Origin of the sequence: Streptomyces recifensis (assembly GCF_002154615.1) — a bacterium.
Lineage (GTDB): Bacteria > Actinomycetota > Actinomycetes > Streptomycetales > Streptomycetaceae > Streptomyces > Streptomyces griseoluteus.
This window is the reverse complement of sequence record NZ_MUNH01000737.1, coordinates 1-542: the sequence shown is the minus strand read 5'-3', so window position 1 is coordinate 542 and position 542 is coordinate 1. Positions and strand designations below refer to the sequence as shown.

General features: G+C 71.0%; 1 protein-coding gene. It reads right to left on the bottom strand.

Annotation, left to right across the window (positions count from 1 at the left end):
• The coding region (locus tag CCN33_RS29070; protein WP_140394736.1) for a S1 family peptidase at positions 1–497 on the bottom strand (497 nt) is incomplete at its 3' end.
• Positions 498–542 lie beyond the last annotated feature (45 nt).

Below are 542 nucleotides of genomic sequence, written 5' to 3'. Positions count from 1 at the left end.
GAGGTGGTGCCCCAGCCGAGGATGCGGGCCGTGGTGCCCGCCGCGTACACACCGGTCTGGGAGGGGGAGACGTAGGACACCGGGGTGTACGGCATCGACGTAGACAGGGTCAGCACGGCCACGTCGTCGCCGCGGGTGGCGTCGGTGTAGTCCGGGTTGATCCAGATCTTGCTGACGCGGCTCACCGTGCCGTTGGTGCCGTTCAGGTAGGTGCGGCCACCGACCACCCGGACGCTGCTCGTCGACTCGCCGACCATGCAGTGGGCCGCCGTGACCACCTTCTTGGCGGACACCAGCGTGCCGCCGCAGAACTGGCTGCCGGACGCGTCCGTGATCTGCATGACGTACGGGTACGCGGTCGTGGTGGTGGTCGTGCCGCCCACGATGGGCTGGGGAGCGGCGCTCGCCGCGGGGGCGGCCACGAGCGCGGTCGCCGCGGCGGCGGCGGTCGCCAGCACGGTCACTGCGGTCTTTCTGGCACGTCTGAGCCCGAACATGAGTCTCCTCAGTGGGGGTTGCCGGTGGGGATCGCGCGGGTGTGG